The organism is Pseudomonas sp. YA1 (assembly GCF_058680555.1).
In genome coordinates this window covers 15416-40307 of record NZ_JBZWBG010000009.1, presented here as the reverse complement: position 1 = coordinate 40307, position 24892 = coordinate 15416, and the positions used below count along the sequence as shown (strand labels likewise).

Sequence of the window (24892 nt, the reverse complement as noted above, 5' to 3'; positions counted from 1 at the left end):
GAGGTTCCGCCATGCAACGTCATACCCTCCCCCTGCGCCCTCTGCTCGGCACACTCCTGCTCGGCCTGCTGCTGGCCGGCTGCGATGCGTCGCGGGACGACGCCACGGCACTCGGCCCGGTGCCGATCGCCAGCGGCGACGAATGCCACGTCTGCGGCATGCTCATCGAGGAAATGCCCGGTCCCAAGGGCGAGGCGGTGCTTCCCGGCGCAGTGCGCAAGTTCTGCTCCACCGCCGAACTGTTCGGCTGGTGGCTGCAACCGGAAAACCGCCAGGGCCAGGCGCGCCTGTATGTCCACGACATGAGCCAGGCCGACTGGCGGCACCCCGACGACGCCCGCCTGATCGACGCCACCCGCGCCTACTACGTGGTCGGCATCCAGCGGCCGGGCGGCATGGGCGCCACCCTCGCCTCGTTCGCCGACGAAGAGGCCGCGACGCGCCTGGCGGCCGAGGAAGGCGGCCGGGTACTGCGCTTCGACGAGATCGACCAGGCGGTACTGCAAGGCGTGGGCGGCGACCACCCGCACCGGCACCCGGCGCACTGAGCGGGGGCCGGAAAGCAGAAAGCCCCTGCCGCGGATACGGCAGGGGCTTTCTTCGCCTGGCGCGACGAGGCGCGGCGGAGGCCTACTTCTCGACGAAGGCGCGCTCGATCAGGTAGTCGCCCGGCTCGCCCATGCGCGGTGAGATCTTCAGGCCGAAGCTATCGAGCACGGCGCTGGTCTCTTCCAGCATGCTCGGGCTGCCGCAGATCATCGCACGGTCGTCCTGCGGATTCATCGGCGGCAGGCCGATGTCCTCGAACAGCTTGCCGCTGCGCATCAGGTCGGTCTGGCGGCCCTGGTTGCGGAACGGCTCGCGGGTCACCAGCGGGTAGTAGATCAGCTTCTCTTTCACCTGGTCGCCGAAGTACTCGTGTTCCGGCAGGACCTTGGTGATGAAGTCGGCGTAGGCCAGTTCGCTGACCCAGCGCACGCCGTGGACCAGGATCACCTTCTCGTAGCGCTCGTAGGTTTCCGGGTCCTGGATCACGCTGAGGAAGGGCGCCATGCCGGTGCCGGTGCTGAGCAGGTAGAGGTGCTTGCCGGGCAGCAGGTCGTCGTGCACCAGGGTGCCGGTCGGCTTGCGGCTGACCATCAGCTCGTCGCCTTCCTTCAGGTGTTGCAGGCGCGAGGTCAGCGGGCCGTCCGGGACCTTGATGCTGAAGAACTCCAGGTGCTCTTCGTAGTTCGGGCTGGCAATGCTGTAGGCGCGCATCAGCGGGCGACCGTCGACTTCCAGGCCGATCATCACGAACTGGCCGGTCTTGAAGCGCAGACCCGGGTTGCGGGTGGTCTTGAAGCTGAACAGGGTGTCGTTCCAGTGGTGCACGCTGAGAACGCGCTCGGTGTACAGATTGCTCATCAAAGACTCCTAGGAAAACGCGGGCGCACACCAACAGCAGCAGACGTGACGCAGTTGCGCGGCATTTTATCGGTTGCCAAAATATCCGCAAAATGAATTGTCTGGATAATGCTTATCCAGAATATGGATATGGGATAACACGATATCGGTCGGCCGCCGGCCGCCGAGGGCTCCCATCGCTCCCGCGGACGGGGCGCAAGGATAACCGAGCCAACCCCGCCGACGGAACGGCAAAATGTCGCGGGGCCTTTCGCTCTAGACGAGGAAGCCTGGATGAAATTCACCCTCCGCCAGCTCGAGGTGTTCGTCGCTGTGGCCCAGCAGGAGAGCGTCTCCCGCGCCGCCGAGGGGCTGTCGCTGTCGCAGTCGGCGACCAGCACCTCGCTCGGCGAGCTGGAGCGGCAGTTCGACTGCAAGCTGTTCGACCGCGCCGGCAAGCGCCTGACCCTCAATGCCCTCGGCCGCCAACTGCTGCCGCAGGCGGTGGCGCTGCTCGACCGCGGCGAGGAAATCGAGAACCTGCTCAACGGCAAGACCGCCTTCGGCTCCCTCGACCTCGGTGCCACCCTGACCATCGGCAACTACCTGGCCACGCTGCTGATCGGCGCCTTCATGCAGCGCCAGCCGGACTGCCGGGTGCGCCTGCACGTACACAACACCGCCCAGGTGGTGCAGCAGGTCGCCCACTACGAGCTGGACCTGGGCCTGATCGAGGGCGACTGCCGGCATCCGGACATCGAGGTGCAACCCTGGATGGAGGACGAACTGGTGGTGTTCTGCGCCCCCCAGCATCCGCTGGCGCGGCGGGGCGGCGCCGACCTGGAACGGCTGACGCGGGAGGCCTGGATCCTCCGCGAGCAGGGCTCCGGCACCCGCCTGACCTTCGACCAGGCCATGCGTCATCACCCGCGGCCGCTGAACATCCGCCTGGAGCTGGAGCACACCGAGGCGATCAAGCGTGCCGTGGAGTCCGGCCTGGGCATCGGCTGCATTTCCCGCCTGGCCCTGCGCGACGCTTTCCGCCGCGGCAGCCTGGTGCCGGTGGAAACGCCCGGCCTGGACCTGCGCCGGCAGTTCTACTTCATCTGGCACAAGCAGAAGTACCAGACCGCGACCATGCGCGAGTTCCTCGACCTGTGCCGCAGCGAGACCGCCGGGATCAGCCGCAGCGACGAGATCGTGCTGCCGCTGATTCCCTGACTCAGTTGGCCAGGGACAGGTTGCCGTCGCGGTACTGGCGGTACGAGGTATAGGGCAGCGCGAGGGTGTCGATCACCCCGGACAGCGCGAAGTCGAGGGCCAGCACCTCGAGGATGCCGTCGGCTTGCGCCGGCGCCACCGGCGACCCGGTCTTCACGTTGAGCCGGCAGAAGGTGTAGCTGACCCCGCTGTACACCCGCGGCAGGCTGGTGCAGGCGGTCGCCTTCAGGCGCAGGTCGTGGGCGGCGCTGGCGTCGTCGCGCACCAGCGTGTTGACGGAACCGCACCCGCCGAGCGTGGCGAGCCCCAGAAGCACCAGCAAAGAAAGCCCCGAACGAAACATTCCTTCATCTCCCTGTGCGAACGCCAGCCGAGTATGGCCGGCCTTGCGCCGCTTCACCAACCCTTGACGTTGTCCCAGCGCCAGTTGCGGTACTGGTACAGCAGCGTACCCAGCAACGCATAGGTGGCGGCCATGCCCAGCAGCACCAGGGCATGGTCGCTGACTTCGCGCAGCGGCAGGTCCATCTGGTTCATCTCGGCGATGGCGCGGATCGCCCAGGTCGAGGGGATCGCGTCGGCCAGCCAGCGTACCCAGTCCGGCATGGCCTGTTCCGGCCAACTGTAGCCGGCCATGTAGAACAGCGGCAGGGTGATGAAGGTCATGGTCAGGTACACCGATTCCTCGGTGGGCAGCAGCTCGGCGATGAACTCGCTGAGGGCGATCACCGCGATCAGGAACGGCAGGACGATCCCCAGCAGCATGAAGAACGAGGCCGACTGGCGATAGCCCAGCAGGTGCGGCCAGATCACGTAGAAGAGCATCGCCAGCACGGTCCAGATCAGCAGTTGCGCGCTGTAGCGGCCGAAGCGGGTCGACAGCGGCTGGCGCATGTAGCGCGGGGTGCCGCCGCGCAGCATGATGTTGCCGCGGGTGCAGCCGAGCAGCAGGCTGTGTTGCAGGATCAGCGACAGCAGCCCCGGAAGGACGATGGCGGCGAAGCTGATGCCGGGGTTGAACAGGTCGGTCAATTGCCCTACCAGCGGGCTCAGCACCACCTGCGCCTGGGTCGCGGTGAAGCCTTCGCGTTCCAGCAGGGCGGCGTTGTAGCGGTTGGTCAGCGCGCTGTAGACCGCCGAGATGTCCTGCTGGATCTGGCCGTTGGCCATGCGGTTGGTGGCATCGCCGAAGTACGGGATCACCAGCGCCTCGCCGCGCAGCAGGCGCTTCTCGAAGTTCAGCGGGATCACGATGATCGCGTACAGCTCGCGCCAGGCCAGGTCGCGCTTGGCCTGCGGCAGGCTGTCGTAGCCGACCACGGCGACCTTCGGCGCCGAATCGAGCAGCCGGACCAGCTCGCGCGACACGTCGCTGTGATCCTCGTCGACCACCGCCACCGGCAGGTCGAGGGCGGTGTGGTTCATGTACGGCAGCGAGGTGATGCACACCGAGGCCACGACCATCAGCCACATCGGCTTGGACAGCATGGCCTTCAGGGTTTCCCGGAGGATCTGCAGGTAGTTCTTCATATCGGGCTCAGGTCCAGGCGGCTGCGCAGGCGCATCTTGGCGATCATGTAGGCGATCAGCGGGTACAGCGCCAGCTTGGCGCAGGTGTAGAGCGCCGAACTGGGCGGCGCCTGGCGCAGGAACTGGTCGAACAGGCCGTGCAGGGTGTGGGTCAGCGGCTCGGCCTCGGCGATCACCCGCGCCAGGGTCGGCATCGCCAGTTCCGGGATCAGCACTCCCGAGTAGGTCTGGGCGACGCCGATCAGCATGCCCACCAGCGAATAGGCGGTGAAGCGGTTGGCGGTGAAGACGAACAGCACCAGCCCGACGCTCTGCGCGGCGATCACGTAGAACAGCGTGATCATCAGCATCGCCAGCGGGCTGCCGTTGATGCGCGCGCCGGAGAACGCCACCAGCAGGAAGATTTCCAGCATCAGCAGCGCGGTGAACAGCAGCGTGTAGGGCGCCAGTTTGCCCACCAGGCGTACGCCGAGGGCCTTGGCCCGCAGGATGTGCGGCGAGGAGGCGCGCAGTTCCGGCGCCTCGCGGGCCAGCACATGGACCATGGTGACGATCACGAACAGCTGTAGCAGGTGCACGATGGCGGCGAACTGCTGGTAATAGATGTAGTTGCCGCTGGCATTGAACAGGCTGTCGTAGGACACGCTGATGCTCGCCAGGTGCGGCAGCGCCGCCGGCATCCCGGCGGCCAGGCGCGGACGCAATTCGCCGTTGAGGCTGGCGACCAGCGCCGAGAAGTCCTGGGTGGCGGCGTAGCCGGCCGAATACAGCAGCGCGTTGTAGTACAGCTCGGCCTTCGGCGCGCGCCCGCCGAGCACGTCGGCCTCGAAGTCCGGCGGGATGTAGAGCAAGGCGTAGGCATCGGCCCGACGGATCGCGTCGAGCCCCTCCTGGACGCCGGCGGGAACGGTAATCACCTGGGCGTGGGAGGTCGCGTCGAGTTCGCGGATCAACTTGCGCGACAGTTGGCTATGGTCCTTGTCGACCACCGCCAGCGGCATGTCCAGCAGGGTACCGGCCTGGTAGACGCCGCTGATCACGCCGAACAGCAGCAGCGGCCAGCACCAGCCGAGCCAGTGGATGGTCCAGCTGCGGCAGGCGATCCGCGTCTCGGTGTTGAACGCCTGGACGAAACGGCTGGCGTTGCGCTTCAGCGCGGCCCACGCCATCGCTCAGTTCGTCCAGCGCCAAAGCGCGCTCATGCCCGGGCGCAGGCCGGGTGTCGGCTGCAACGGGTAGAAGCGGGTCTCGAAGGTCTTCAGGTCGAAATCGCCGGTGGCGCGGGTCGCGCGCCTGGTCGAGAAGTCGCCCAGCGGGGCGATGTAGCGCAGTTCGGTCTCGACCTCGGCGCCGCCCAGGCCGGGCACCTGCATGACGATGCGGTCGCCCTTGCGCACCTTGGCCAGGATGTCCTCGCGCAGGTTGAAGACGAAGTAGCTGTCGTCCAGCCGCACCAGCGTCAGCAGCGGACTGTAGGCGTTGATCAGTTCGCCCTGTTCGGCGGGGATCGGCCCGACCTCGCCGTTGACCGGCGCGCGCACCTGCAGGTCGTCGATCTGCGCCTGTAGCTCGGCGATCTGCGCGTCGGCCCGGCGCACCGCGGCCTGCAACGCCTGGCGGCGCTCCTCGCGGTCGCCCTTGAGGCCTTCGTCGAGATTGGCCCGCGCCTCGGCGACGCGGTCGCGGGCGACATCGCGCTCACGCCGCGAGAGGTCGAACTGGGTCCGCGAGAGGAAGCCGCGCTCGACCATCTGCTGGTTGCGCTGGAAATCCGACTCGGCGTTGCGCAACTCGGCCTCGGCCTGTGCCAGGCTGGCCTTGAGCGCGCGGATGCTCTCCTCGCGGGTACCGTGGAGCGACTCGTCGAGCTGCGCCTGGGCCTGGTTGCGCGCCGCGTGCAAGGCATCGAGCTGGGCTTCCAGCTCGGGGCTGTCGAGGCTGATCAGCAGGTCGCCCTGCTTCACCTCGTCGCCGCGCCGCACGTGCAACACCTGGACCCGGCCCTTGGCCTTGGAGGAAACGATGACGTTGGTGGCGTCCGCCTCGCCCTGCAACAGCAGGGGCGGATTGTGCAGGCGCAGGTAGAGGGTGATGGCGACGATCGCGAGGATCAGCAACGGGGTAAAGAGTTTCCATCCCTTCATGGGGCAGGCTTCCTGAACACGACCGGGCGATGGTAGTACATTGCCAGGCCGTTGCGCTGGCCGGAAGCGCGCCGGAGACCGGCTCCGGCGCGGCGACGAATCAGGCTTCCCCTTCGGCGTCCTCGCTCGCCACCCGCCGCGCGGCGGCGCCGTCGGACTTCGCCGAAGGGAAGCGCGCCGAGGCGAAGCGCACCACCAGGATCGCCAGCGCCAGCAGGAGCAACGCCACCGAGACCAGGATGATGCCATCGTCCGGCGTATGGTTGTGCTGGATGTCGGCGATCATCAGGCGGGTCAGCGCGGTCATCGCCACGTAGATCAGGAAGCGTACCGGCATGTGGTTGGTCTTGAAGTAGATACCGACCATCGCGCCCAGCTCGAGGTAGATGAACAGCAGGAGGATGTCGTCGATCGACGCATGCCCCTTGTTCACCATCCCCAGGAAGGCCGCGCCCGCCGCCCAGAACACCGTGGCGCCGATGGCGAACAGGGCCAGGTAGTGGAACGCCTCCACCAGCAGGTTGCCGAGGCTCTCCGCCTGGTGGTGCATGCTTGCGCGCAGGCGCTCGGCCCAATTCTGTTTCATAGCTTCTCCCGACAAAGACGACGGCCACCTGGCCCGAAGCGTGCAAGGCCCAGGCCAAGGCACGTGCGCAGATAGACGTCCGCACGTCGGCGCAGGGTACAGCCCGGCGGTGACAAAGAACTTTCCGGGCGGCACCCAGTCCCAACCAGCACGACAGCATTCAGGTGGTCCGCCATGACCGACAGCAGCCCTTTCCAGCTCCTCACCGAGGCCTTCCAGGCCGAGTACCGGGTCAACCTCAGCCTGGAGCGGCCGGACGGCAGCATCGTCCTCACCCTCTCCAACGAACGCGGGGTCGCCGCCAAGCGCCTGATCCGACCGGCGCAACTGCATGACCTGGAACAGTTGCAGCGGATGATCGAGAGCATCCGCTTCGGCATCGCCATCGAAAACGGCACCAGCGCGCCGCAACTGTTGCAGGCGATGACCCAAGGCAAGGCACGCTGGCCGATAGCTATCTGATGGCAGCGGCGACCTGCGCGCGTCCTTCGCCGGCGCCGAAATAGGCGGCCAGTACCGCCAGGTCGCGGTCTTCCAGCACCCCCGCCAGCTGGCGCAGGCGCAGCCAGGCGTTGAGGTAGGCGTAGCGCGCTTCCGCCAGGTCGCGGCGGGCGCCGTAGAACTGCTGTTCGGCGTCCAGCACGTCGCGATTGACCCGCTCCCCGCCGGCGACGCTGCGCCGCGTCGCCGTCACCTGTTCGCGCGCCGCCGCCACCGCCATCTCATAGGCACGCACCTTGGCCAGGCTGCTGGCGGTCAGGTCGAACTGGCTGTGCAGGTCATTGATCACACTGGCCACCTGGGCATCCAGCTCGGCCTGGGCCTGGGCGTACTTGTCGCCGGCCTGGCGGGTCGCCGCCGACACCCGCCCGCCCTCGAACAGCGGCAGGCTGAGACGCAGGCCGACACTGTCGGTGTCGTATTTCTGCTCGTAGGTGCTTTCCGAAGCCGAGTGCGTCTTGCTGCTGCTGGCGTAGAGGCTGAGCCTGGGCAGGTGGCCGGCACGATTGCGCTCCACCTCGTAGGCCGCCGCCTCCAGCGCATGGCGCTGGGCGCCCAGCTCGGCGCTGCGTTGCAGGGCCACCTGGCGCCAGCCCTCGAAGGTCGCCGGTTGCAGGCGCAACGCCGGGAAACGCTCGATGGGCGCGGCCAGTTCGCGATCCTCCAGTGCCTGCCCGAGCATCGCTTCCAGCGTACGCCGCGCCGCCGCCGCACGATCGCCGGCGGCGATCTCCTCGGCGCGGGTCAGGCTCAGCCGGGCGCGGGTCTCCAGCAGGTCGGTGCGGGTGCCCTCGCCTTCCTCGAAGGCACGCTGGTTGAACGCCAGCTGGGTTTCCAGGGCGCGCCGCTGGGCCTCGGCCAGGACCACCTGCTCGCGGGCGAACAGGGTTTCGCTGTAGGCGGCGAACAGGCGCACCGCCAGTTCCTGGCTGCGCCCGCGGAACTGTTCGTCGGCGAACAGCGCCTGGGCCTCGCCCTGGCGGTAGCGCGCGTAGGCCTCGTAGTCGAACAGCGGCTGCTCCAGGCTGAGGGTCGAGGCGTAGCTGCGATAGTCGCGCTCGACGCGGGCGTCGCCCTGGCTGACGGTGGAGTCGTTGCGCGCCTTGTTGTAGTCGTAGCGCAGGCTCGGCAGCAGGCCGGCACGGCCGATGGCGCGGTTTTCGCTGCCGGCGCGGCGCTCGTGGAGCGCCGCCTGGAAGGTCGGGTCGTGGCGCACCGCCAGTTGGTAGGCGTCCAGCAGGCCCAGCGCCTGGGCCGAAGAGGCCGAAAGCAGCGCGGAGGACAGCAGGCAGGCTCGCAGGCGATTCATTCTTCCCCCAGCGCCAGGTGGGTACGGTCGGCCAGCGGCTTGAACAGGTAGTTCAACAGCGAGCGCTCGCCGCTGCGAACGAAGGCCTCCACCGGCATCCCCGGGCGGATCTCCAGGCCGGCCAGGCGACGTACGCCCTCCTCGCCTACGCGGATGCGCACCCGGTAGTACGGCGCCTCGCTGCGCTCGTCCAGCAGGCGGTCGGCCGAGACCAGGGTCACTTCGCCCTCCACCCGCGGCGTAGTGCTCTGGTTGAAGGCGCTGAACATCAGTTCCACCGGCAGGCCGACGCGGACCTTGTCGACCATCCCCACCGGCAGCCGAGCGTCCACCAGCAGCGGCTGGCGCTCCGGGAGGATTTCCATCAGTTGCTGGCCGGGCGCGATCACGCCGCCCTCGGTGAACACTTCCTGGCCGACCACCAGGCCGGCGACCGGCGCCCGTACCTCGCTGTTGGCCAGGTCGAAGCGCGCGCTGGCCAGGCGGTTGCGCAACTCCTCGGCGCGCACCTGGGCGTCGGCCAGGCTGGCGCGCACCTCTTCCTGGAACTTCTCCCGCCGCTGGGCCATGCGCAGGCGTAGTTCGAGGATCTGCCGGCGGGTACTGCCGAGGCTGCCGAGGTCGCCGGCGATCTCGCCGTTGACCTGGGCCAGCAGGCGCTCGCTGTCGAGCAGGCGGTTGCGCGGCACGTAGCCCTCGTTGGCCAGTTGGCGCAGGCCGCGCAACTGTTCCTCGAGGGCGGCGCGCTGCTGCTCCTTGCTGCGCAGCGCGGCTTGCAGGCCGTCCAGTTGCGCCTGGCTGCCGGCGACCGTCTCGGCGAGACCATCGAGTTCCAGGCGCAGCGCCCGCCGACGGCTGTCGTGCAACTGCCGCTGCTGTTCCAGCAGGGTCGGCAGGCGCGGGTCGTCCAGCGCCAGCAGCTCGGCGGGAAACTCGATCCGCGCCTTTTCATCGCGCTCGGCGCTCAGCCGCGCCAGACTCGCCAGCGTCGCCAGGTACTGGGCGAACAGGCCATCGGCCTGGGCCCGGGCCTGGGTAGCGTCCATCTCCAGCAGCACCTGTCCTGCCTCCACCCGCTCGCCTTCGTGCACGCGGATGTGCCTGACCAGGCCACCGGTAGGGTGCTGCACGGCCTTGCGGCTACCGGCCACCATCACCGTGCCGGAGACCCCGACGCCCTTGTCCAGCGGGGCCAACCCGGCCCACAGGAGAAAGCCGACGAAGCCGAGCAGCACCAGCCCCCAGCCGAGCCGGGAAAAACGCTTCTCGTCCAGTTCCAGCGCCGCGCCGCCGGCGCCGACTTCGCGCAACCGCGCCTGCCCGCTCATCGCGCCGCTCCTCCCGGCACACCGCCGACCGGCATGCCCGGTCCCGGCCGGTAGCCGAAACCGAACGCCGGCGTCGGCCGTGTCGGCGCCGGGGCCGGGGCCGCAGCGGCCGGCGGCGAGGCGCTGGCGAGCACCTCGGCGGTCGCGCCGAAACGCTGCAGGCGCCCGCCATGCAGCAACAACAGCTTGTCGGTCAGCGCCAGCACCGCCGGCTTGTGGGTGACCAGCACCAGGCTGCTGCCCTGCCGGCGCATCGCCGCGATGGCCTCGGCCAGGGCCGCCTCACCCGCCTCGTCGAGACTGGCATTGGGTTCGTCGAGCACGATCAGCGCCGGTCGCCCGTACAGCGCGCGGGCCAGGCCGATGCGCTGGCGCTGGCCGCCGGAGAGACCGGCGCCGCCGTCGCCAAGGCGCGTGTCGTAGCCCTGCGGCAGGCGCAGCACCAGGTCGTGTACGCCGGCCAGGCGCGCTGCCGCCACCACCTTCTCGGCATCCACCTCGGCGAAGCGCGCGATGTTCTCGGCGATGCTGCCGGCGAACAGTTGCACGTCCTGGGCCAGGTAGCCGATGTGCGGCCCCAGTGCCGCCGCGCTCCACTGCCGCAGGTCGGCGCCGTCCAAGCGCACCGCGCCGGACAGCGGCTGCCAGGCGCCCACCAGCAAGCGCGCCAGGGTCGACTTGCCGGAACCGGACGGCCCGATCACGCCGAGCGCTTCGCCAGGCTCCAGGGCGAAACCGAGGTCCTGCAACAATGCCTGCTCGCGTCCCGGCGCGGCCGCGCAGAGCCGCTCGACGCGCAACGCGCCGCGCGGCGCCGGCAGCGGCATGCCCAGGGCAGCCGGCGGATTCTCCTCGAGCAGCCGCGCCAGCCGCTGGTAGGCCTGCCGCGCGCCGCTCCACTGGCGCCAGACCGCGATCAACTGGTCGATGGGGCTGAGCACGCGGCCCATCAGGATCGAGCCGGCGATCATCATCCCCGGGGTGATCAGGCCTTCCACCGCCAGCCAGGCGCCGAGGCCGAGCACCAGCGACTGCAAGGCCAGGCGTACGCCCTTGGAGGTCGCGCCGATCGCCGCACTGCGCTCGCTGCCGAGGTTCTGCCGGGCAAGGAAGGCCTGGTGCTGGGCGAACCAGCGCGCACGCATGGCCGGCAACATGCCCATTGCCGCCAGGGTTTCCGCCTGGCGCAGGTTGGCCGAGGCCTGCTGGGTGGCGAGGATCGACAGTTGCCCGGCCTCGGCCAGCGGTTCGCGCGAGCGGCTTTCGTTGACCCAGGCGAGCAGCACCAGCAACAGCGCCCCAACCAGGGCGAGCAGGCCGAGCCAGGGGCTGAAGAGGAAGATCACCAGCAGGTAGAGCGGGAACCAGGGCGCGTCGAAGAAGGCGAACAGGGCGTTGCCGGTGAGGAACTGGCGCAGGCTGGTCAGGTCGTTCAGCGCCTGCCCGGCGGCCTGCTCGCCGCGCTCCAGGCTGGCGCGGAACGAGGCGTCGTAGATGCGCTGGTTGAGTTGCATGTCGAGCTGGCCGCCGAGGCGGATCACCACCAGGCTGCGCACCCACTCCAGGGCGCCGAGCAGCAGGTAGAGGCCGAGCACCATGAGGGTCAGCATCAGCAGGGTCATGTGGTTGCCGGAGCCGAGCACCCGGTCGTAGACCTGCAGCATGTACAGCGACGGCGCCAGCATCAGCAGGTTGATCACCGCGGTGAACAGCGCGACGCTGCGCAGCGCCGGGCGGAAGCGGCCGAGGGTGGCGAGGATTTCATTGCGCGGCGAGGCCGGCCGGAGCTTCATCGGAGTCGGGTCCTGTGGGTGTCCGGGCCGCGAGCGGGCCCGGAGGACATTGCGGCAGTCTCCGCTTGCCGGGCACGGCCGGCGGAGGAACAATCCGGGGGCCGCCGTCGCCACGGGTGCGAGGCGCAGCGACGGCGGTTCGTGCGCCGGAGAGGAGCGCCAACTCCTCTCCGGCCTTTAGCGCAAGCAGTCCACGAACGCTATCGTGGACAGTTGCTCAGGCCGCCAGGGCCAGGTCGTGCGGCAGTTCCTGCACGCCGACCACGCCGATTTCCGCCGCTGCCGCAGCCGGGGTGGCATGGGCGACGCCGGCCGCGGCCAACTGGTCGAAGGTGGAGTTGATCGACAGGCTCGGGTCGACCGCTTTCAGCAGCGCGTCGATCTGCCCCTGCAGGGCGCTGCTGTCACCGCTCATCAGGCCGTAGACCACCTTGTGCACGGTGCCGTCGCGGCCCTGGGCGATCGGCGAATCCAGGCCCAGGTTGCTGAAGCTCACCTCCTGGCTGTCCAGGGCGTAGCCACCGCTGGAGGCGCCGCCGGTCAGGGTGTCGCCGAGGGCGATGCTGTCCAGCTTGCCCCACAGGGTGTGGCTGGGGTTGCTGAACAGGGTGTAGTGGAGGTCGCCGCCGGCGATGAAGGCCGCGTCGCTGGCGGTGCTCTTCAGCGCGTACTGGCTGCCGTCGAACGGACCGGGGTTGAAGCCGCCGGTATTGCTGCCGTCCACCACCTGGCCCGGACGATGGTTGACGTCGCCGAAGTAGGCCGACCAGTCCGCCAGGTAATCCGCTACGGTCCAGCCGCTGTAGGTGGTGCTGTAGGAAATCGAAATGCTCATGCCAAAACTCCAATTCAACGAGTGGTGAATGCCGGAGCGCACGGATGCCCGCTCCGGTTTTGCCCTTCACTGGGCAAAACGGGGGTCAGAACTGGTATTCGAGGGTGCCTTGCAGGGTCCGCCCGCGACCGAGGGTGAAGGCCAGCACGTCGCCCAGCGGCACCAGGTAGGCGCGGTCGGTGACGTTCTCCATGGCCAGGCGCAGGGTCAGTTCATCGCTCACCCGGTAGCTGCCGTACAGGTCGTAGACGGTGTATTCCTTCCAGTCCGCCGGGTACACGCCGGCCTGCGACACCGTGGCGCCGCCGGCCACCGAGTAGCCTTCGCTGTAGCGGGCACGGGCGCCGACGTCCAGCCTGCGGTCGAAGAAGCGCATGCCCAGGGTCAGCGAGCCGCGGTCCATCGGCATGTGTTCGGCGGAGCCGAGCACCGCGCTGCAATGGGTGGCGGCGTTGGCCTGCTCGTCCGGCCGCATGTCGATCACCGGCGGGCGGCGACCGCTGCCCTTCACCGTCTGGGTGACGCCGCCGAGCCAGGCGGTCTTCGAACAGAAGTCGTTGCTGCCGATCATGTGCGTGTAGGAGAGCTGCCCGTAGGCCAGCCCGGCATCGTAGTCGAGCTGGTACTCGACGCCACGGAAGCGCGTGCTGTCGAGGTTGTTGACGTAGGCGCTGTTGCCGATCCCGGCCATGCCGTAGCCCGGCGGCTGCATGCCCATGCCCATGAAGATGAAGTCGTCGACCCGGGTGTCGAAGTAGGCGACCTTCAGGCCCAGGCGGTCGTCGCTGAACCAGAGGTTCTCCTTCAGCACGTTGAAACCGACTTCCCAGGCCTTCGAGCGCTCCGGACTGAGGAACGGGTTGGGGTACATGTTTTCCGCGCCGCCGCCGTGGGGGCGGCCGGTGATCAGGCTCTCGGTCACTGCCGGCGGGCGCCAGCCCTTGCCGTAGGTGGCGAACAACTGCAACCAATCGACGCCGGGCTTGACCGACAGGCCGAAGGTCGGCGAGAAGCGCCCCTCCTCGCGGTCGACGGCGTATTGCAGCGGCATGTCGGTCTGCCGGGTGGTGCCAAGGATGAAGGTGCGCGCGTTGAAGCCGGTGTCGCCGCGCAGGCGGTAGCGGTCGTAACGCAGCCCGGCGTTGAGGTTGAGCCAGTCGTCGTAGTCGTAGTCGAGACGGGCGAACAGGCTGCCGAGGGTGCGATCGCCCTTGGGGGTCATGCCTTCGGCCGCGGGGAAGTCGACCGCCGAGGTGCTCGCCCGCGGCTGGCTGGAGTCCGGCCGCACCTTGTCGTAGAAGAACTCCAGGCCATAGTTGGCGCGCAGCGTGGAGAGCTCGTCGAGAGCGAAGGTCGAGGTGTTCTGCGCCTGCGCGCCGTAGGTGTCGGTCTGGTAGGTGATCGAGTAGCCGGGGGTGATACCGCGTTGCAGGGTCTGCTGGCGGTTGCGGTTGTCGACGTAGTAGAGCTTGGCCTTGAAGTCCACCAGCGGGTTGTCCGGCGCGTAGCCGTAGTCGATGGCGAAGTTCTGCGCACGCACGTCGCTGCTGCCGAGCTTTTCCCAGAGCGCCTGGTTCTCGGTGTTGAGCATGTTGGCGTCGTCGTAGGACACCTGGGTGGTCAGGTAGCTGAACTGCAGGCGCTGGTCCTGCGGCAGGGCGACACCAAGCTTGGCCAGTCGCGAGCGCATCACGTAGCCGGAGTAGGCCACCGGCGAATGCTTGACCCGCTGCCCGGCCTCGGGATTGAACCAGGCGCCGGTGCGCAGCTCACCGATGCTGCCCTTGGTCCCCGGGTCGTAGTCGCCCAGGTGGCGCTCGCTGGCGGCGACCAGCATGTCCCAGGCCTCGGTGCCGATGGCGAAGGCCGCGCTGCCGATGAAGTGGGTGCCGTTGGCGTCGCCGCCCAGGCCGCTGGTGAGGCGCACCCGGCCACCGACCTGCTTGCCCGGCTTGACCAGGTCGCGGGCCTCCAGGGTGCGGAAGTTGGCGATCCCGCCGATCACCCCGGCGCCGCCCATGGCCGAGCTGGCGCCCTTGTCGATGACCACCTCGCTGAGCAGCTCGGGATCGACGTAGAGCGTCCCGTTGCGCTGCTGGTGGCCGCTCTGCTGGTAGTTCTGGCGCATGCCGTCGACCGACATGTTGACCCGCCCGTAGTCCTGGATGCCACGGATGTTCACCGACAGGCCGGGATCCTGCTGGCTCACCGAGGAGTACACCCCGGGGGTTTCCTCGAGCATGTCGGCGGCATGCCGCGGCGGGTTGCGCTCGATCTGCTCGCGGCCGATCACGCTGACCGAATGCGGCGTCTGGTAGACCCAGTCGTCCGGACGCGCGGCGGAGATCACCGAGGGCGACATCTGCACCAGGTCGTCCTGGCTGACGCGGATCAGGCTCAATTGGTCCTTGCCGGAGAAGCGGTATTCCACCGGGCTGCCCTGGAGCATCTGGCTCAGGCCGTCGGCCAGCACGTATTCGCCGTGCACCGCTGCGCTGCCGAGACCGGCGAAACGCTGGCTGTCGAAGAACACCTGGACCCCGGCCTGCTCGGCGAATCGCAGCAGGGCGCGGTTCAGCGGTTGTGCCGGGATGTCCAGCCGGACCCGGCGCAACGCGGTCTGCTGCTGGCTCGCCGAGTCCGCCCCGTCTTGCGCATGCAGCGGTAGCGCGGCCGTTCCCAGCAGGACCAGGCCCAGCCCCAGGGCCAGTTGCGCCCCCTTGCGACCGCCTCGCACGGCACTCCATCCACGATGTTTCATGACAGCGCCTACACTCCATCGTTTTTGTGTAATAAGAATCAGTCTCGTTAAGAGAACGATGGAGGCAGGGAAAGTCAGTAACGGAAATCGAGAAAATTTTTCGCCGGCGGGATCCACGGCTCGAAAATGCGCTTCCCGGCCCCTGCCGGAACAAGCGCACGGGACGACTGCCCGGCCCGTGGTCGAGGCTCTCGGAAGCGATCGCGCCGCTCAGTACAGCAGCGTCACTCCCGCCAGGCCCAGGCTGCGCACGCCCAGCTCATCGCTGATCGACTGCAACGAGGCCTCCAGGTCGGCGACCCGGAATACCCCGCTGACCCGCCGCTGCGCCAACGCACCGGGAGCCACCAGCAAATGCCCCGGCCGGTAGCGATTGAGGCGCGCCACCACCTCGCCCAGCGGCTGCTCGTCGAAGACCAGCAGGCCGCGCCGCCAACTGGTCAGGTCGTCGAGGCGACCGCCCAGCGGCGCCTCGACGCCGCCCTCCGCGCTGTAGCGCAGGCTCTCGCCCTCGCCCAGCTCGCGGCGTCCGACGGTCCCCGTGCGCGGATGCGCCAGGGCCACCGCGACGCGGTGTTCGAGCACCCCGACCTGGACGCTGCCGTCGTCGTTGCGGCTGACCAGGAACCGAGTGCCCAGCGCGCGAGTGCTGCCGCCGGCGCTTTCCACCACAAAGGGCCGGGTCTCCCGGCCCGCGCGTGGGGCGGCGCGGAAGATCGCGCTGCCTTCGAGCAGGCGCACCCGTCGCTCGCGGCTGTCGTAGGCGACATCGATGGCGCTCTGTGCGTCCAGCTCGACCTCGCTGCCATCCACCAGCCGCAGGATGCGCACCTCGCCCTTGCCGGTGGCGTGGTCGGCCAGCCAGCTCACGCCGGCGTCGCGTTCGTTCCAGGCGCTGCCCAGGGCCAGCAGCACCGCCGCCGCCGCGGCCCAGCCGCGCCAGCCCTTGCGCCGCCCCCCGGCGCGGCGCGGCGCGCTGGCGACCGGCGTCTGAACCATCGTCCGCGGTTCGGCCAGCGATCCCAGCTGTTTCCAGGTCCGTTGCGCCAGCGCCAGCGCGGCCGGGTGCCGGGGGTCGGCCGCCAGCCAGCCGTCCAGCGCTTCGCGCCGGGACCGGTCGAGGTCGCCGCCGTCCAGGCGGATCGCCCATTCGGCGGCCTGCTGGCGGATCTGCTGTTGTTCCTGGGGGCTGTTCACGTGCGGCTCTCGTTGGTCGTTATAGAGGTTCAGACGCGCGAACCGGCAAGACTCGGTAATCCATTCAGCGGGAATCCTCGAGTGCCTGCATCACATGGGCCAGGGCGCGGGCCAGGTGCTTCTGCACCGAGCTATCGGAGATTTCCAGGCGTCTCGCCACCTCGGCATGGGTCAGCCCCTCCAGACGGTTGAGACGGAAGATCTCACGGGTGCGCGGCGGCAGTTCGGCGACTATCTCGCGCAGGCGGGCAAGCGCATCGGCATCCACCGCGGACTCCTCGGGGCCGGGCTGGTCGGCGACGAACCCGGCGAGGTCGTCGTTGGGGCGGGTCTCGGTGCGGCGCCGCCGTTCCTGCCGGTAATGGTCGATGGTGAGGTTGTGCGCGGTGCGGTAGAGATAGGCGTCGACATGCTCGATCGGCTCCTTGTGCCGCTGCTCGGCCAGGCGCAGGAAGCTTTCCTGCGCCAGGTCCGCCGCCAGGTGCGGATCGCGGGTCTTGCGCAACAGATACGACTGCAACTGCCGGGCATGCCTGAGAAACAGTGCCTTGAGATCCTGCTCCGCCAACGGCGCATCCACCCACGTCCTTTCAGAAGGGCAGCAGCATATTTTTTATGATAATGATTTTCAATCGTATTCTTGTGAGATGCCGGGCTCAGCCGAACACCGAGCCGCCGCCGAGGTAGGCCAGGCCCGCGCCAAAGGCCGCCAGCGCCAGCGGCGGGCGCATCGGCGCGTCGTTGATGGCGAAGGCCAGTTGCGCCAGCGGAAACAGCAGCAGGCAGAGCAATGCGCAGGGGATCGAACGGCGGCCGCCGCTGGCCACGGACCAGACATAGCCGATGAGCAGGAGGGCGAAACCGAGGTCTTGCATGCCGGGCATCCTTGCGGGGCGGAAGGTATGCGCCGCGCAACGGGCGGCAGGCGCGCAACCTTAGCAGAAGCGCGGGAGCCGAGGAAAACCCGGCGCGGCCCGTGCCGCGCCGGGTTCGCTCAATTGCCGCTGCAACCGCTGCCCCAGGCCTTGTACTCGACGGTATGCCGCTCGCCCTGCGAGTCCTCGTAGACCAGGCGCGCCGGGACGATCCCACAGGCGCTCCACAGGTCGGTCTTGTAGATCACCCGGGCGATGTCCAGGCGCCCTTCCACGTAATGCTGGCGGAGCGATTTCGAGTCCGGGTTGGGTCCGTAGGGCTGCTGCTGCGCCTGGGCCAGCGGCGCCAGGCCGAGCAGCGCGACAAGTGCCAACGGGATCACTCTCATGAGGATGTCTCCTTGGTAGAACGTTCAGCCTGAAACTACGCTGCGGAGACTGTCAGGCTCATGAGCCCGGCGTGACATTTCTGTCAGACGACGACCGCCCCGGCAATGCGCCAGCAATCCTGGCGCTATCCACGGACGGCAAGACGCCATATACTGTATGGATAACCAGTCAAAGCAACCTTGCGACTCAGAAGGCACAGAGGTGATGAATGGCCGTCGAAGTGGTGTACCGCAGCAGCCGGGATCAGGAGCGTTTGTTCATGGACAAGGCTGAAGCCGATCGTTACGACAAGATGCTGGAGCTGGCGGAAACGCTGGCCGAGGTGCTGCAGAAGGCGGTGCCGTCGCTGAAGGAGGAACAGGTGGAAGAACTCGGCATCTTCATGGCGAAGAACCGCGACGCCTTCGCCCGCGCCTTCAAGAACCAGCCGGACGCCCTCAACGAACTGTTCGAGGAAAACGCCGCGGACGAATGAGCCGCCGCTGCAAGCAAAGCGCAAGGAGCCGAAACATGCCGCGACAACTTGCCGGCCTGCTGTGCGTCCTCCTCGGCCTCGCCGGCGCCCCTGCCCTCGCCTGCCCGTTCCGGGCCACGGACGCCGAGACACCGGCAGCCTCTGCCGGCGCCGCGCAGGTCCTGGCCCTGGGCGGCGCCGGCAGGCTGCAACTCGACCTGCAACGGGCCCCCGCCACCCTGCTGCACAGCGGCGACCTGCTGATCGCCCGCTACGCCGAGGGTCACTACCTCGCCCACCGCCTGCTCGAAGGCAACGAGATGGGCGCGGACGAGGGCGAACGGCTCGACCTTCCGCGACAGGTTCGCCTGCTCTTTGGAGCCCTGCCGCTGGACGGCCTGCCCGACGCCGAGCGCGAGCGTCTCCAGGCGCAGCGCCAGGCCCTCGGCCTGTGCGACCGGCGCGCCAGCGTCAGCCGCTACCGCGTGGCCGGCACCGAGGTCTATCGCCTGCGCGGCAGCCAGGCCGGCAAGCCCTACCACGCGCTCTACCTACTCGACGGTCCCCAGGTGCACTACCTCGACAGCTCCGGCAGCGACGCCTTCATCGAGCAGTTGCTCGCCAGCCTGCGACGCCGCTGAGTCCGCGCGGCGCTTGTCCGACCCGCGCCCGCCTTGCCGGAAACCGGCGCTTGCCGTACAACGCCCGGCAGCCCCATCGACCAGGAAGGTCCCATGCCCACTCTCCCCGCCTCCCCCGTCCGCTCCCGACGCTGGCGCCTGGACCGGCGCAGCCTGCTGCTGGCACTGCTGCTGTTCGGCCTGCTGGTCCTGCTCGCCACCCTGGGCCGGCATTGGGGCTGGATACGCAGCTTCGGCGGCGACCTGCTGGCGGTGGTCTGGCTCTACTACCTGATGGGCAGCGCGCTCAGGGCGCCAGCCGCCTGGCTGGCATCCGCCGCCTTTGCCGTCGGCGCGCTGCTGGAACTGGGCCAGTACCTGGCGGCGCAACTGCATTGGCAATTCTCCAGCCCCGTGCTGCGCATCGTTCTCGGCAGCACCGCCGACGGCTTCGACCTGCTCGCCTATGCCCTCGGCGCGCTGCTGGCATGGTGGCTGGAGCGCCGGCGCTGATCAGCCGTCGGGCTGCTCCAGGGCGTTCACCAGTACCTTGAGGAAACGCGCCGCCTCGCCACCGGTGGCGGCGCGGTGATCGAAGGTCAGCGAGAGCGGCAGGATCGGGTGGATCGCCATCTCGCCGCGCCAGGCCACTACTTCGTCGCGGATGCCGCCGGCGCCGAGGATGGCCACCTGCGGCGGCACCACCACGGGGTTGGCGTAACGGCCGAACAGGGTGCCGAAGTTGGATAGGGTCAGGGTCGCGCCGAGCATTTCCGCCGGCGGGATCGAGCGTGCCTGGACGTCTTCGCGCAGGCGCCGCATACCGGAGCGCAGGTCCTCCGCCGAACGCGCACCGACGTCGCGCAGCACCGGCACGAACAGGCCGTCCGGGGTGTCCACGGCGATCCCCAGGTCGAGCCGCTCATGCAGTTTCAGCGACAACGAGGCGCCATCGAACCAGGCGTTGAGGGTCGGCTCGGCGCGACAGGCCTCGGCCAGCGCCTGGGCCAGGCGGATCAACGGGTCGCGTGCGGTCTTCCAGCGATGCAGGTCGGCGTCGCCGTAGATCGTCACCGGCACCACCTCGGCATGCGAGCGCGCCATGTTCAGCGCCATGCTCCGCCGTACCCCGCGCAAGCGCTCGCCGCCGAAGCGTTCGCGGGCGCCCTGGGCGGCGGCCTCGACGTCGCCGCGGGTGATCAGGCCATCCGGGCCGGAGCCGCTCAGGCCGGCCAGCTCGACGCCCTGCTGGCGGGCGAACTGGCGCACCGCCGGGGTCGCGCGCGGTGCCAGGTGCTCGCGGGTGGATGGTGCGGCGCCGATGAAGAAACGGTCCTCCAGGGCGCTACCGCCGCCCTCCAGGCGCCCCACCACGGTACCGGCGTCCGCCTCCTCGCCCTCGAAGCCCACCAGCGGTTCGCCGACGTGGAGGATGTCGCCCTCGGCGCCGAACAGCTTGCCCACCACCCCATCGTAGGGCGCGGGGATGTCCACCAGCGCCTTGGCGGTTTCCACCGAGACCAGGCGCTGGTCGGCGCGCACGCTGTCGCCGGCCTTGACGTGCCATTCGACGATTTCCGCTTCCTGCAGGCCCTCGCCCAGGTCGGGCAGCTTGAAGTGCTTCATGGTCGTCTCCCCTTGGCTCAGGCGTAGCCGAGCACGGTGTCGCAGGCCGCCAGGATGTCCTCCACGGCGGGCATGTACAGCGCTTCCAGGCGGTACAGCGGCGGCGGGATATCGGCCGCGGCGACCCGCTGGATCGGCGCCCGCAGGTCGAACAGGACGCGCTCGTAGAGGCTCGCGGCGATTTCCCCGCCGAGGCCGCCGCTCTTCGGCGCCTCATGGACGATCACGCAGCGACCGGTCTTGCGCACCGAAGCTTCGAGGGTGTCGAGGTCGAGCGGCTTGAGGCAGGCGACGTCGATCACTTCGGCCTCGATGCCGCGCTGCGCCAGGCGCTCGGCGGCCTGCTGGGTCTCGTGGACGCTGGCGCCCCAGCTGACCAGGGTCAGGTCGCCGCCTTCGCGGAGGGTGAAGCAACTGTCCAGCGGCAGGCGCCGGGCGTCGTCCGCCAGCGGCTGCGGGTTCATCCGGTAGAGCCGGGTCGGTTCGAGGAAGATCACCGGATCGGGATCGTCGATCGCCGCCAGGAGCAGGCCGTAGGCCCGCGCCGGCGACGACGGCACCAGCACGCGGACGCCGGGGATGTGCGCGAACATCGCCTCGGTCGCCTCGCTGTGGTGCTCCGGCGCGCGGATTCCCGCGCCCATCGGCGTGCGCAGCACCAACGGGCAGGCCAGGCGGCCGCGGGTGCGATTGCGCAGGCGGCTGGCATGGGACACCAGTTGCTCCATGGCGGCGTAGATGAAGCCCATGAACTGGATCTCCATCACCGGCTTCAGGCCCTGGGCGGCCATGCCGATGGACAGCCCGGCGATCATGTTCTCCGCCAGCGGCGTATCCAGCACCCGCTTGAAGCCGAAGCGCTCGCGCAGGCCGAGGGTGGCGCGAAACACCCCGCCGTTGACCCCGACGTCTTCGCCCAGCACCACCACCGCCTCGTCCTCGGCCATGGCCCGGTGCAACGCCAGGTTGACCGCCTCCAGAAGGGCCAGGCGTTTCGCTTCGCCGTTGCGCTCATTCATGTTCGGCCCCTCCCTGCCGCCGCGCGGCGCGTTCCAGCAATTGCTCGCGCTGCTCCTCCAGGGCCGCCGGCCAGCGCGCGTAGACATGCTCGAACAGTGCCTGCGGCGCCTGCGCGGCGAACGTCTCGAAACGCTCCACCGCCTCCTGCACCCGCGCCTGGCACTCGCCCACCAGCGCCTGCTCGCGCTCCTCGTCCCACTGGCCGCGGCCGGCGAGGAAGGCGCGCAGGCGCTTGATCGGCTCCTCGCGCCAGGCCTGGTTGACCTCCTCGGCGGAACGGTAGCGGCTGGCGTCGTCGGCCGTGGTGTGGTCGCACAGGCGATAGCTGATGCACTCCAGCAGGGTCGGCCCCTTGCCCTGGCGCGCGCGCTCCAGGGCCGCGCGGACGCGTTCGGCGACCGCCAGCACGTCGTTGCCGTCCACCTGTTCGCCGGGGAAGCCGGCACCCACCGCCTTCTCCGCCAGGGTCGGCGCGCCGCACTGGATGCGCCGCGGCACCGAGATCGCCCACTGGTTGTTGTTGACCACGAAGAGCACCGGCAACTGCCAGGCGCCCGCCACGTTCAGCGCCTCGAGGAAATCGCCCTTGCTGGTGGCGCCGTCGCCGCAGGTGGTCACCGCCACCCGGTGCTCGCCGCGGATGCGGAACGCCGAGGCGACCCCGCAGGCATGCAGGGCCTGGGTGGCGATCGGCACACAAATGGGAAAGTCCTGCGCCGCCAGCGGTTCGGCGTAGTCGCTGCCGCGCTCGTCGCCGCCCCAGTAGAGGAGGATGTCCTCCATGCGCACACCGCGCATCAATTGCACCGCGGTATCGCGGTAATAGGGCACCAGCACGTCTTCGGCGCGCATCTGGCTGCCGATGGCCACGCCGATGGCTTCCTGGCCGAGGGTTGGCGCATAGGTGCCGATCCGTCCGGTACGCTGGAGGGCCACCGCCTTCTGGTCGAACAGGCGGGTCAGGAGCATCTGCCGGTAGAGGCCGACCAGCGCATCGCTGTCGCCGGCCCAGGCGGGCAACTCGCCGAGGGGCCGACCGTCGCTGTCGAGGTAGCGGGTGAAAGGCGGGTCGATCCGGTTGTGAACCATCGCAAACCTCCTCCGCACGCCGGGTAGGCGTGCCGCTCAGGGTCGCGCCGCGGGTGGCGGCGTGCACGCGCGGCACCGCGGGGGTGGCCCGCACTGCCGCTGGCGAGGCCCGCTGGCGGCCTCGCCGGAAACGCCGGCCCGTCACTGCGGGCCGTAGAGAATCCGTTCCGCCAGACGGTCGGCGATCCGCGCCGGCGACTGGTGGTCGGCCTGGGCATGGGCATAGATCTCGGTGAGCCGCGCGGGAATCCGCGCCAGGTGCGCGGTGATGCTGTGCGGATCGGCGCCGCGGTGCTTGAGGGCGACGTAGATCAGGCCGCCGGAGTTGATCACGTAGTCCGGCGCATAGAGGATGCCGCGCGCCTCCAGCTCGTCGGCGACCTCCGGCCGCTCCAACTGGTTGTTCGCCGCCCCGGCCACCGCCGCGCAGCGCAACTGGCTGACGCTCTGGCTGGTGAGCACGCCGCCCAGCCCGCAGGGCGCGAGGATGTCGCATGGGGTGGAAAGCAATGCCTCCGGCGCCAGCGGATGGGCGCCGAGCTGCTCGACGGCCAGTTGCACCCGGCCGGGATCGAGGTCGCAGACCAGCAGCTCGGCGCCGACCGCCGCCAGTTGCTCGGCCAATGCGTAGCCGACGTGGCCGAGCCCCTGCACCGCGACCCGCAGGCCTTCCAGGTCGTCGCTGCCGAGGCGCGCCTGGGCGCTGGCGCGAATCCCGGCGAACACGCCGAGGGCGGTATGCGGCGAGGGGTCGCCGGCCTGGGTGGTGCTGGTGACGTGGCGGGTCTGCTGGGCGATGCAGTCCATGTCGGCGCTGGAGGTACCGCTGTCCACCGCAGTGATGTAGCGTCCGCCGAGGCTTTCGATGAAGCGCCCGAAGGCCTCGAACAGCGCGCCGCGATTGTCCAGGTGCGGCGGGCGGATGATCACCGCCTTGCCGCCGCCCTGCTCCAGCCCGGCCAGGGCCGCCTTGTAGCTCATGCCCTGGGCCAGGCGGATGGCGTCGCCGATGGCGGCTTCGTCGTTGGGGTAAGGCAGGTAGCGACAACCACCCAGTGCCGGGCCGAGTCGCGTGCTGTGGATGGCGATAATGGCCTTGAGTCCCGTGGCCGGGTCTTGGGCGAGGTGGAGACCCTCGAGCCGGGCCGCGTCCATCATGTCGAACATGCTGGGGCTCCCCTGCTTGCTGCTTGTTGTCCGGGCCGGGCCGTTGCCGCCCGGCACCTTCAGTATAGGCAGGCGTCGGCGAAACGCCCGCAAGGCCGACGACCAGGCGGCGGCGCTCGCCGAGCCGGGTACTGGACGAAGCTTCGGCGGACGGTTACAACCTTGGGGTCCGCCCGCTCGAAACCGGCCCCGGCGTGCTCCGAACGGCCCGTCCGCAGCGATCCAGGCGCACCAGGAGGAAAGCCATGGACCCGCGTCAAGCCTGCCTCGATTGTCTCGCCCAGGAACCGCCAGCGCTGTTCGAGGCGGCCCTGTGGATCGCCGCGGAGCACCTCCCGGCGTATTCGCCCGCCCACGCCCTGCGCGAGCTCGACGAACTCGTCCGGCAGATCGGCGCGAGCCTGGACGACCGCGCCTCGGCCAGCGAGCGCGCCCAGGGGTTGCTGCGGCGAATGAGCGAACAGGGTTTCTGCGAGGACGACGACTTCCCCCTGCAACCGCGCTCGGCCCTGCTTCCGCTGGTGCTGCAGCGGCGCCAGGGACAGCCGTTGTCGCTGGCGCTGGTGGCCATGGAACTGGCGCGGCGGCTGGACATTCCGCTGGTCGGAGTGAACTTCCCGGGACGCTTCCTGCTGCGCGTGCCGCAGGCCGACCATCTGCTCGACCCGGCCACCGGACGGCGCCTCTATCCCACCGACTGCCGCGAACTGCTGCTGCGCCTGCAGGGGCCGAAGAGCGAGCTGCAGGCCGCCTACCTGAAGCAGGCCTCTCCCGGGGAAATCCTCCAGCGTCTGTCGCGCAACCTGCGACAACTGCACAGCGCCGCCGGCGAGCCGCTGGCCGCGCTGAAGGATGCCCAGCGGGTGATCGAACTCGGCCCGGTGGGCGCCGCCGACCACGAGGCCCGCGCCGGCCTCTATCGGCAACTGGATTGCCCGCAGGCGGAACGCTACGACCTGGAACGCGCGCTCTTGCTCAGCGACGATCCCACCGAGCAACTGCGCCTCGGCCAGCGCCTGGGCGAACTCGCCCCGCCGACCGGCCGCGCCCTGCACTGAGG

General features: G+C 69.3%; 26 protein-coding genes. 7 read left to right on the top strand and 19 right to left on the bottom strand.

Annotated features, from left to right (window positions below; translation table 11 throughout):
- Positions 1 to 11 precede the first annotated feature (11 nt).
- Complete coding sequence (locus AC4OR5_RS14220) at positions 12 to 548, top strand: nitrous oxide reductase accessory protein NosL (RefSeq protein ID WP_003091829.1); 537 nt, start codon at positions 12 to 14, stop codon at positions 546 to 548.
- 82 nt (positions 549 to 630) lie between these two features.
- Here the strand turns inward: AC4OR5_RS14220 and fpr are convergent, their stop codons facing one another.
- Complete coding sequence (gene fpr / locus AC4OR5_RS14215) at positions 631 to 1407, bottom strand: ferredoxin-NADP reductase (protein WP_003091832.1); 777 nt, start codon at positions 1405 to 1407, stop codon at positions 631 to 633.
- 273 nt (positions 1408 to 1680) lie between these two features.
- Here fpr and AC4OR5_RS14210 point away from each other — a divergent pair, with 273 nt between their 5' ends.
- Positions 1681 to 2607: a LysR family transcriptional regulator gene (locus AC4OR5_RS14210; protein ID WP_003091833.1), complete on the top strand. Its 927-nt coding sequence runs from the start codon at positions 1681 to 1683 to the stop codon at positions 2605 to 2607.
- Position 2608: 1 nt separating this feature from the next.
- Here AC4OR5_RS14210 and AC4OR5_RS14205 read toward each other — a convergent pair whose 3' ends face one another.
- From AC4OR5_RS14205 to AC4OR5_RS14185, 5 genes are all read right to left on the bottom strand, one after another.
- The gene (locus AC4OR5_RS14205; RefSeq protein WP_003098676.1) at positions 2609 to 2950 is read right to left on the bottom strand and encodes a YceK/YidQ family lipoprotein; all 342 of its coding nucleotides are present in this window, start codon (positions 2948 to 2950) and stop codon (positions 2609 to 2611) included.
- 53 nt (positions 2951 to 3003) lie between these two features.
- Positions 3004 to 4137 carry an ABC transporter permease gene (locus tag AC4OR5_RS14200; RefSeq protein ID WP_003098675.1) on the bottom strand — a complete coding sequence of 378 codons (1134 nt, stop codon included), beginning with the start codon at positions 4135 to 4137 and terminating at the stop codon, positions 3004 to 3006.
- Positions 4134 to 5306: an ABC transporter permease gene (locus AC4OR5_RS14195; protein WP_003111478.1), complete on the bottom strand. Its 1173-nt coding sequence runs from the start codon at positions 5304 to 5306 to the stop codon at positions 4134 to 4136. The genes AC4OR5_RS14200 and AC4OR5_RS14195 overlap by 4 nt, the downstream gene beginning before the upstream one ends.
- A 3-nt stretch (positions 5307 to 5309) precedes the next feature.
- A complete protein-coding gene (locus tag AC4OR5_RS14190; protein ID WP_003091837.1) occupies positions 5310 to 6281 on the bottom strand; it encodes an HlyD family secretion protein in 972 nt (323 codons plus the stop codon).
- A gap of 100 nt (positions 6282 to 6381) precedes the next feature.
- Positions 6382 to 6867, bottom strand: coding sequence for a phosphate-starvation-inducible protein PsiE (locus tag AC4OR5_RS14185; protein WP_003091838.1), 486 nt, complete (start codon positions 6865 to 6867; stop codon positions 6382 to 6384).
- A gap of 174 nt (positions 6868 to 7041) precedes the next feature.
- On the opposite strand from AC4OR5_RS14185, the gene AC4OR5_RS14180 reads away from it, so the two are divergent.
- The gene (locus tag AC4OR5_RS14180; protein ID WP_003091839.1) at positions 7042 to 7329 is read left to right on the top strand and encodes a DUF3509 domain-containing protein; all 288 of its coding nucleotides are present in this window, start codon (positions 7042 to 7044) and stop codon (positions 7327 to 7329) included.
- Here the strand turns inward: AC4OR5_RS14180 and AC4OR5_RS14175 are convergent.
- From AC4OR5_RS14175 to AC4OR5_RS14135, 9 genes are all read right to left on the bottom strand, one after another.
- Positions 7322 to 8677, bottom strand: coding sequence for a TolC family outer membrane protein (locus AC4OR5_RS14175; protein ID WP_003138223.1), 1356 nt, complete (start codon positions 8675 to 8677; stop codon positions 7322 to 7324). The genes AC4OR5_RS14180 and AC4OR5_RS14175 overlap by 8 nt on opposite strands.
- Positions 8674 to 10005, bottom strand: a complete 1332-nt coding sequence (locus tag AC4OR5_RS14170; protein WP_058160059.1) for an HlyD family type I secretion periplasmic adaptor subunit — start codon at positions 10003 to 10005, stop codon at positions 8674 to 8676. Before AC4OR5_RS14170 ends, AC4OR5_RS14175 begins: the two co-directional genes overlap by 4 nt.
- The gene (locus AC4OR5_RS14165; RefSeq protein ID WP_023093899.1) at positions 10002 to 11798 is read right to left on the bottom strand and encodes a type I secretion system permease/ATPase; all 1797 of its coding nucleotides are present in this window, start codon (positions 11796 to 11798) and stop codon (positions 10002 to 10004) included. The genes AC4OR5_RS14170 and AC4OR5_RS14165 overlap by 4 nt, the downstream gene beginning before the upstream one ends.
- Before the next feature lie 217 nt (positions 11799 to 12015).
- A complete protein-coding gene (gene hasA / locus AC4OR5_RS14160) occupies positions 12016 to 12633 on the bottom strand; it encodes a heme acquisition protein HasA (protein ID WP_003091842.1) in 618 nt (205 codons plus the stop codon).
- An 85-nt stretch (positions 12634 to 12718) separates the two neighbouring features.
- Positions 12719 to 15394, bottom strand: coding sequence for a heme uptake receptor HasR (hasR, locus tag AC4OR5_RS14155; protein WP_079992402.1), 2676 nt, complete (start codon positions 15392 to 15394; stop codon positions 12719 to 12721).
- 210 nt (positions 15395 to 15604) lie between these two features.
- Positions 15605 to 16591 (bottom strand): FecR family protein, encoded by a 987-nt coding sequence (locus AC4OR5_RS14150; protein WP_003138216.1) that lies wholly within the window; start codon positions 16589 to 16591, stop codon positions 15605 to 15607.
- 64 nt (positions 16592 to 16655) lie between these two features.
- On the bottom strand, positions 16656 to 17171 hold the full coding sequence (locus AC4OR5_RS14145; RefSeq protein ID WP_003107536.1) for an RNA polymerase sigma factor: 516 nt from the start codon (positions 17169 to 17171) through the stop codon (positions 16656 to 16658).
- A 76-nt stretch (positions 17172 to 17247) separates the two neighbouring features.
- Positions 17248 to 17466: a hypothetical protein gene (locus AC4OR5_RS14140; RefSeq protein ID WP_003112066.1), complete on the bottom strand. Its 219-nt coding sequence runs from the start codon at positions 17464 to 17466 to the stop codon at positions 17248 to 17250.
- 119 nt (positions 17467 to 17585) lie between these two features.
- A complete protein-coding gene (locus tag AC4OR5_RS14135) occupies positions 17586 to 17855 on the bottom strand; it encodes a DUF2790 domain-containing protein (RefSeq protein WP_003091850.1) in 270 nt (89 codons plus the stop codon).
- 209 nt (positions 17856 to 18064) lie between these two features.
- Between AC4OR5_RS14135 and AC4OR5_RS14130 the strand changes: the two genes are divergently transcribed.
- The 3 genes from AC4OR5_RS14130 (at position 18065) to AC4OR5_RS14120 (ending at position 19443) form a co-directional block, all read left to right on the top strand.
- Positions 18065 to 18331: a YebG family protein gene (locus AC4OR5_RS14130; RefSeq protein WP_003091854.1), complete on the top strand. Its 267-nt coding sequence runs from the start codon at positions 18065 to 18067 to the stop codon at positions 18329 to 18331.
- Positions 18332 to 18366: 35 nt separating this feature from the next.
- Positions 18367 to 18951 carry a hypothetical protein gene (locus tag AC4OR5_RS14125; RefSeq protein WP_012613812.1) on the top strand — a complete coding sequence of 195 codons (585 nt, stop codon included), beginning with the start codon at positions 18367 to 18369 and terminating at the stop codon, positions 18949 to 18951.
- Positions 18952 to 19044: 93 nt separating this feature from the next.
- Positions 19045 to 19443, top strand: coding sequence for a DUF2809 domain-containing protein (locus AC4OR5_RS14120; RefSeq protein ID WP_058160061.1), 399 nt, complete (start codon positions 19045 to 19047; stop codon positions 19441 to 19443).
- On the opposite strand, the gene AC4OR5_RS14115 is transcribed toward AC4OR5_RS14120, so the two are convergent.
- From AC4OR5_RS14115 to AC4OR5_RS14100, 4 genes are all read right to left on the bottom strand, one after another.
- Complete coding sequence (locus AC4OR5_RS14115; protein ID WP_058152197.1) at positions 19444 to 20556, bottom strand: dihydrolipoamide acetyltransferase family protein; 1113 nt, start codon at positions 20554 to 20556, stop codon at positions 19444 to 19446.
- 17 nt (positions 20557 to 20573) lie between these two features.
- Positions 20574 to 21575: an alpha-ketoacid dehydrogenase subunit beta gene (locus tag AC4OR5_RS14110; RefSeq protein WP_023088140.1), complete on the bottom strand. Its 1002-nt coding sequence runs from the start codon at positions 21573 to 21575 to the stop codon at positions 20574 to 20576.
- A complete protein-coding gene (pdhA, locus tag AC4OR5_RS14105; RefSeq protein WP_003091858.1) occupies positions 21568 to 22665 on the bottom strand; it encodes a pyruvate dehydrogenase (acetyl-transferring) E1 component subunit alpha in 1098 nt (365 codons plus the stop codon). Before pdhA ends, AC4OR5_RS14110 begins: the two co-directional genes overlap by 8 nt.
- A 141-nt stretch (positions 22666 to 22806) precedes the next feature.
- Positions 22807 to 23832 carry a Leu/Phe/Val dehydrogenase gene (locus AC4OR5_RS14100; RefSeq protein WP_003091859.1) on the bottom strand — a complete coding sequence of 342 codons (1026 nt, stop codon included), beginning with the start codon at positions 23830 to 23832 and terminating at the stop codon, positions 22807 to 22809.
- Between the two features lie 245 nt (positions 23833 to 24077).
- Here AC4OR5_RS14100 and AC4OR5_RS14095 point away from each other — a divergent pair, with 245 nt between their 5' ends.
- Positions 24078 to 24890 carry a SirB1 family protein gene (locus AC4OR5_RS14095; protein ID WP_003091860.1) on the top strand — a complete coding sequence of 271 codons (813 nt, stop codon included), beginning with the start codon at positions 24078 to 24080 and terminating at the stop codon, positions 24888 to 24890.
- The last annotated feature ends 2 nt before the right edge of the window (positions 24891 to 24892 follow it).